Origin of the sequence: Microcoleus sp. PH2017_35_SFW_U_B (genome assembly GCF_020737865.1) — a bacterium.
In the GTDB taxonomy this organism is placed as follows: domain Bacteria; phylum Cyanobacteriota; class Cyanobacteriia; order Cyanobacteriales; family Microcoleaceae; genus Microcoleus.
Genome location: NZ_JAEQDE010000060.1, coordinates 26,309 through 33,882, shown reverse-complemented (window position 1 = coordinate 33,882; position 7,574 = coordinate 26,309). Strand labels below are relative to the sequence as shown.

General features: G+C 42.7%; 2 protein-coding genes. Both read right to left on the bottom strand.

The window, feature by feature from the left end:
• Positions 1-259: 259 nt before the first annotated feature.
• Positions 260-5,284: a PAS domain S-box protein gene (locus tag JGK36_RS17460; RefSeq protein WP_293182958.1), complete on the bottom strand. Its 5,025-nt coding sequence runs from the start codon at positions 5,282-5,284 to the stop codon at positions 260-262.
• Between the two features lie 869 nt (positions 5,285-6,153).
• Positions 6,154-7,359 carry a hybrid sensor histidine kinase/response regulator gene (locus JGK36_RS17455; protein WP_293182956.1) on the bottom strand — a complete coding sequence of 402 codons (1,206 nt, stop codon included), beginning with the start codon at positions 7,357-7,359 and terminating at the stop codon, positions 6,154-6,156.
• Between the last annotated feature and the right edge of the window lie 215 nt (positions 7,360-7,574).

The window sequence follows — 7,574 nt, the reverse complement described above, 5'->3', positions numbered from 1 at the left end:
ATAATTGCCATTCAATCAGAAGCGAGATCCCCAATGGCTCCTACACAAGTAGTTACTTTTGTCAAATTTCTTGTTAAGAAAGATGTTTATAAAGCATAGCTTTTTAAGGGGGATGCGAGGGGGATCTCCGGCGCATAAATAGTGTTAAGTAAACCGTATTGTTATATAACCACTTAAACAAAGAGGGCTCGCATCCCAACAACGTACCTAATCTATCTGAGAACCGCTATAACAAATAACAAATAACAAATAACAACTGTCAACCGTCAACTGTTGAACTGGTACCAGTTAAATTCGATCGCACGGGAATTTCAATCAAAAACTCCGATCCCTCTCCCAGTGTCGAAATACAGGTCAATCTGCCGCCGTGGCGATCGACTACAATCGAGTGAGAAATCGACAGTCCCAAACCCGTGCCCTTGCCCACAGGCTTAGTCGTGAAAAACGGGTCAAACAGCCTCGATCGCACTAGCTCCGGTATCCCCCCGCCGTTGTCCGCAATAGATACCGCTACGAAGCCCGCAGCAGCCTCATAAGTCCGAATCGCGATCGTACTGGGATGTCGATCGCACTCCTCGATCGTCCGCCCCTTGTCCCGTTCCTCCAAAGCATCGATCGCATTAATCAAAATATTCATAAATACCTGATTCAACTCGCCCGGAAAACATTCAACTTGCGGCAATAACTGGTAATCTTTAACAATCTGAATCCCCGGACGGCTGCTGTGAGATTTCAAGCGATTTTGCAAAATCATCAAAGTGCTGTCAATTCCCTCGTGAATGTTCGCCGACTTACCAGCAGACTCGTCCAACCGGGAAAAATTGCGTAATGATTTGACAATTTCGACAATTCGCTCGGTTCCTACTTGCATAGAAGTAAACAATTTCGGGAAATCGTCAGCAATATAATCCAAGTCTATTTCATTGAGTTTATCTAACACTTGAGCCGGAGGATTAGGACAGTAATCTTGATAAACTTTAATCAATTCCAACAAATCTAAACTGTAACGGCGAGCCGGACTGAGATTGCCGTGAATAAAGCTAACTGGGTTATTAATTTCGTGAGCGACACCAGCAACTAACTGACCCAAACTCACCATTTTTTCATTTTGAACGAGCTGAGCTTGAGTGGTTCTGAGTTTGTTAATAGCTGCTTCCAACTCTCGCGCTTTTGAACGTTCGCGCGCTTCCGATTCCTGCAAAGCTGACTCCGCTTGTTTGCGATCGGCAATTTCAGTTTGCGCTTGCTCAAACAGCGTCGATTGCTGGATCGCGATCGCTAACTGCACGCTAATTTGTTTGAGACACTCCACCTCAATTTTTAGCCATTGGCGGCAGCCAGCGCACTCGTGAGCAATCAACAAGCCCCACAACTTCTCACCTTGCAAAATCGGCACTACCAAATTAGCTCGCACCTGAAATTGAGCTAATAAATTAATGTAGCACTCAGAAAGACCGGCTTTGTAAATATCATCCACAGCTACAGTGCGACCGTTTTGGTAAGCAGAACCATAGCTGTCTTTAAAGCAAGAATCGTTAATATTTATTCCCTGAAGCGACCGCCAATTTTCAGCCACCGCCTCAACTGCTACAAAACCGCTCCAATCGGGATTAAACCGATAAATAATTGTCCGGTCTGTTTGCAGAAAATGCCGTATTTCAGCAACAGCTTTTGTCAAGATTTCTTCTAAATTTAGAGAAGAGCGAATGCGTTCCAGCATCCCTACCACCAAGCGTTCTTGTTTTAATTGCTGGCGCAAGATAGACTCGGCAAGTTTGCGGTGATTAATATCTTCAATCACAGCAATTCCGTAGCTTGGTTCCCCAAACCCGTCCCGCACTAAAGATACAGTCACATTAGCCCAAACAAATGAACCGTCTTTGTGCACAAAGCGTTTCTCAAGTGAATAATTCAAAATTTCCCCAGCTAACAGTCTTTGGGCAGACTCGACATCTGCTTCTACATCTTCGGGGTGAGAAATCTCCCAAACATTTCGTGCTTTCAGTTCCAATTCTGAGTATCCGATAATATTGCAAAAGCCTTGATTGGCATTCAAGAAACTACCTTCGGGTGACACTTTAACAATCCCGATCGCCGCTTGTTCAAATACAGCCCGAAATCGCTGTTCGCTTTCTTGCAAAGCAATTTCTGCTTTTTTGCGATCGGTAATATCGATTTCCGTGCCAAACAGTCGCACCACCTTACCCAAGTCATTTTTAACAGCTTGTCCTTTACAGTTAACGTGCCGGATTTCTGCTGATAGAAAACATATGCGGTGGTCGATGTCGAAAGCTATCCCTTCATTCACCGCCTTTTGCAAAGCTTCTGTAACGCTTTCTTTGTCATCGGGATGAATTTGCTCTAAAATTTCTGTCATTGTCGGCTGCCAATTAAATTCTCTACAGTAAACTCGAAACACTTCGGCAGACCAATTAACAATACCGGTCTCTATATCGAATTCCCAAGTTCCCATGCGGGCAATTTCTTGTGCATATTGCAATTGGTCGGCAAGTTCTTGTAGAGATGCGATTAACTGCGTTTTTTCGGCTTCGGCCCCAACGCGGGCGCTGATATCTTTGTGAGTACCCGTCATCCGCAATGGCGCACCCCATTCGTCGTACTCGACTACTTTGCCCATACCCAAAATCCACTGCCAATTTCCGGCTTTGTTGAGGATCCTAAATTCAAATTCATAGATCTCGATGCCACCTTCAAAATATAAATTTAAAGATTCTCTTGCTCTGATTCTGTCTTCGGGATGCAGCAAATTTTCCCAACCTTGGAAGTTGTTGTCAATTTCAGTGTCTGCGTAACCGAGCATTGATTTCCACTGCGAGTCGAAATAAGTTTCGCCAGTAGCTATATTCCAATCCCACAGCCCCAAAGAGCTGCCTGAAACCGCTAACTGCAATCGCTCTTGACTGAATTTTAATGCCGATTCGGCGCGTTTTAGGTCTGTAAGGTCAGCAATGATTGCCATCATTCCTATTGGTTTGCTGGCGCTATCTTTAATGCAGTCAGCTCGCAATTGAGTTTCGATAATTTCGCCGTTTTTAGCCCTGAGTGCAATTTCATTGCTCCATGACAAACCTTTCCGCAGGGCTTTAAATAATTTTCTTAACTCTTGAGATTTGGCGTACATTACTGCTGGGCCGCCGGCATTATTTAGTTCCTCAACTGTATAGCCGTAGCGTTGAATAAATGCTTGATTGTGATAAATTGAATAGCCGTCTAAATCTGCGATCGCGATTGCATCGCTAGCGCTGTCTACAGCTTGAGTTACCAAACACAGGGTATATTCGGCGTTTTTGCGATCGGTAATATCAAAAATCGCTCCGTCAAGCCACAAAACCAACCCTTCTGGATTGTAAGTCGCCCTACCCCTTTGGGACATCCAGCGCACCGACCTGTCAGCGCGCACAATCCGGTATTCTACATGATACGGCTGTTTCGAGTCTACCGCCGCTCTGATTTGTCGATCGAGCATTTCCCTGTCTGCCTTATGGATGATGCTAGCAAAACTCAAGCGGTTGTTGTGAATAAAATCCCCAGCAGCATAGCCGCTAATTGCCTCAAGTTCGTCACTCACAAACACCATCGTCCAATCAGCATCGTATAAGTTGCGGCAGATAGCGCCCGGAATATTCTCAATTAGCGATCGAAATCTGGCTTCACTCTCCCGCAAAGCCGCTTCCGTCTCTTTTAAATCAGTAATATCCAGTATCATCCCTTCCCAAACAATATCGCCTTCCGGCCCTATAAGCGTCGTAAAATTAACTCGTTCTGGTCTCGAAACACCTCGCATCCATTTAAGTTTTCCAGACCGCATAATCGCGCGCCATTCCTGCTGCCATGGCTGCATATTTACCGCCGAATAAACAATAGATTCTTGAATTTTTGGGAGGTCGTCTGGATGAATGCAACTGAACATAAGTTCGGAATTCTCCTGAATATCTTCAGGTTCCAATTCATATAAATCGCGGCTGCCAGAAGAAATGTAAGGAAAACATTGTCTGCCGTCACTTGAGAGGCGGAATTGATAAATTACTCCCGGCAAATTGGCAGCTATTTGCTGGAGTCTAGCTTGGGTTTCTTGCAGGGCTAATTGTTTCCGCTTATCCTCAGTGACCTCTCGAATTATTCCGACAAGTATTTTACTGCCGTCGGTATTTTCAAATACGGTTTTTTTTGTAGACAGAATGTGCTTAGCACCGCTGCCATCCGTAAATATTTCCTCGCTGTCGTTTTCTTCCCCGGTTCTAAACACTTCTTCGTCTTTCTCCCAAAAAAAATCAGCTTCTTCTTTGGGGAAAAAATCGTAATCCGATTTACCTAGCAGTTGCTCGCGCTGCTTGCCTATCAGCTTACAAAAAGCATCATTTAACAGTATCCAGCGGTGCTGTTCATCTTTGACAAAAATTGGATCGGCAACTGCATCGATCGTATAATTCAAAAATTTTTTATTAGCTTCCGCTTCCTCTCTGGCTAAAATTTTATCCGTAATATCGTTAATAGTTCCAGTAGTTCCCTGCGCCGCGCCGTTTTTGCCAAAAATCAAAAATTCCTGAATTTCTACCCAGCGAAATTCGCCATTTTTGGTAAGATATCGCATTTGATAGCAACAGGATATTTCTTGATTTTCAGTCGAATTTTTAGAGGAATTTAAATATTGGTGTTGGTCGTCAGCATGAATGTAACTCAAACAGGAATTTCCCAAACTTTCATCAACCGTAAATCCGGTTATTTTCGTCCAAGCAGGATTGAGAAAAGTCCAATTGCCCGCAATATTTGTTTCAAAAACTACTTCTTTGATATTGTCAACAACCTGGGGGTATTTTCCTTGACTTTTTTGCCATTCTGCTTGTCGCTTATGGCGGGCGATCGCGCACTCGATCGTCCGCACCAGCAGTCGGCTGTCTAATTCTTTTTTTATCAGATAATCTTGAGCGCCGGCGGCAATTAAATTGACAGCCAATTCTTCTTCATCCGCCCCTATCAAAATGACGATCGGAATATTGATTCCGCCATCTTGGAGGCGAAAAAAATTATTAAATTTCGGGCTATCAGGGAGGGTTAAATCTAATAAAATTACATCAAAAACATCGCTGCTTAAAATTTCTATCGCTTCCCCGATGCGAACTACATTGGTCGTCTCAATTGATGCTCTCAGTTCGCGATCGTCAGACAGCAGTTCTTGAATTAGTGCTGCATCTTGGGCACAGTCTTCTACTAAAAGAACTTTCAAGCAAGCAGGCGTTAAAGTTGATTCAAGAACAGAGGTCATACCATTTTAGATTTTAGATTTGGGATTTTAGATTTGGGAATTACTGATGAGTCTCGGGTTTCGCGCTTGTCTAAAGTTGCATTCTTTTTTTCGAGCGATATCAGTTTGCTACTTTTTATTTATCCAATAAAAACTGCTGCGGATGCAGCTACCTAGCTCCTATCATTTTATATTAAAAATTTAAAAAATTGAATAATTGGAAATGGTGGATGACTCTCATGGTTGGGAGTACGGCGAGTTGCATTCTTTTGAGGGAATGGCATCATTTTTGGGAAACTTGAACCGCAGGCTGTAGGGTGGCTGGGTACTTGCAGACGCCCGAGATTTATTGGTATGGCTTGACAGTTGACCGCTTGACAGTTGACATTTAAGTACGGGAATCAAAGCGTTGATTCATAAACAAGTCTAGGCTTTATTGATGAGGTTATTTACGTCCGCGCCCGATGTGGCGGTTACTATATAATTGAGCTATTTGCTGCAAGTTGTCCGCCTCACTCCAAACCTAGTGACCCAAATTTATCGTAGTTTTAGCGATCGTGCAAATCCACTCTATTTTAATTTACAACCTTTGGCAAGGAAATAGCAAGAGACCGGGCAAAAAATCGCGGATCGAGAAGGACTAAATTCCTGACTGCGAAGCTAGGTCAGTTACAGTGAATTTACGGAACATACTATCAAATGGTCTCGGTTGAATTACTGACAAGTAACGCCCGTTTGTAGTGAGGACTTTATGCCTATCTTTGGGATAAAGAAGGACTAAAGTCCTGACTACGAACCTGATAAAGAAGGACTAAAGTGCTCACTACGAACCTGATTCCGAACTTAATTCAGGTTTTGTTACCGGAGGCGATTTTACTGATTTGAGTCGATCAATTTTTCGGCTGTTTGGGCAGCACGACTGTAAACACGCTGCCTTGACCGAGATTGCTGCTAATAGCAATCTCGCCGTTAAAAGGTTTTAAAAGTTCTATACAAGTATAAAGTCCGAGACCAGTTCCTGTTGGTTCCCCTTCGATTTGTTCTTCGCCTTTAGGCGGCTTCGACGTATAAAAAGGGTCAAAAAGTTTTGACAAATCTTCAGGTGCTATGCCGCATCCCGTATCTGCAATATCCATGTATATGTTCGAGTTGTCTTGCCGAGTCACGATAGTTATTTCCCTGATTTTTCTTTCCCACATAGCATCCATTGCATTATTTATTAAGTTATAAAATACTTGAGAAATATAGGAATAAATTAAGGGAATATTGGTTATTGTTTCGTCATAAAAGTATTTTTTTCTAATCTTATTCTTGAAAAACATATTTCCTTCCAATAGTTGAATTTCTCGCTGTACTAAATCGTTGATATTTACAGGATGCAAATCTTGGTTTTGTTCTTTCCTGCTTTTCATCATCAGAGTATCCATAATCTGATTAATTTTTGAGACAGCTTGAAAGATGTATTTGGTATAATTGAAAAAAGAGTCTTCTTGGATTTTTGTGGCTTTTGTTTCAATCAAATCGACGCTAGTCTGGATCACTTGTAGCGGGCTTTTGAGGTTGTGCACCATTCCCTGGGTCAAACGTCCGATGATGGCTGTTTTTTCCTGGTCGATTAATTGCTTGGTTTTTTGTTCGACAAGTCTTTCCAGATTTTGGTTGAGCTGGGCTAGTTCTAGGTTTTTTTCTTCGAGTTTTTGTTGCAAGTTGCGGATTGTCAAGTGAGTTTCTATGCGGCTCAACACTTCTTCGTGCTGGAAAGGCTTAGTGATGTAGTCAACTGCTCCTGTCTGAAAGCCTTTTACTTTATCAAGGGTCTCGGAAAGGGCGCTCATGAAGATGATTGGAATGTCTCGGGTTGACGGGTCTGCTTTCAAACGCAGGCAAGTTTCAAAACCGTCAATTCCGGGCATCATGATATCCAAAAGAATCAAGTCGGGATGGATGTATTCAATTTGCTCGATCGCACTTTCGCCGTCTAGAGCCACTAATACTTTAAATCCGTAATTTCTTAACAACTCGAAAAGTACGTCAAGATTTGTTTGGTTGTCATCGACAATTAGTATGATGCTTCTTTCGGAATTCTTATCGTTCATATTTAAGGGAAAAATTAAAATGATTGAGTTGTGAGTTGTCGGTTGTAATTTTACATGAGATTCAAGGGATTTTCGGTGCCTCTAGAAACCCGGTTGCTCGGTAGGTGCCGACGTTTGCAATAGCCTCTTTATAGGGCAATACTGTTCAGTTAACAGTGTTTATTTTCCGGATATCCCCCTAAATCCCCCGGATAGTCGGGGGACTTTTAGAAGAA

Excerpts from the sequence above, each read along its gene's own strand:
- JGK36_RS17460 (WP_293182958.1), bottom strand. The coding sequence starts at position 5,284 with ATGACCTCTGTTCTTGAATCAACTTTAACGCCTGCTTGCTTGAAAGTT.
- JGK36_RS17455 (WP_293182956.1), bottom strand. The coding sequence starts at position 7,359 with ATGAACGATAAGAATTCCGAAAGAAGCATCATACTAATTGTCGATGAC.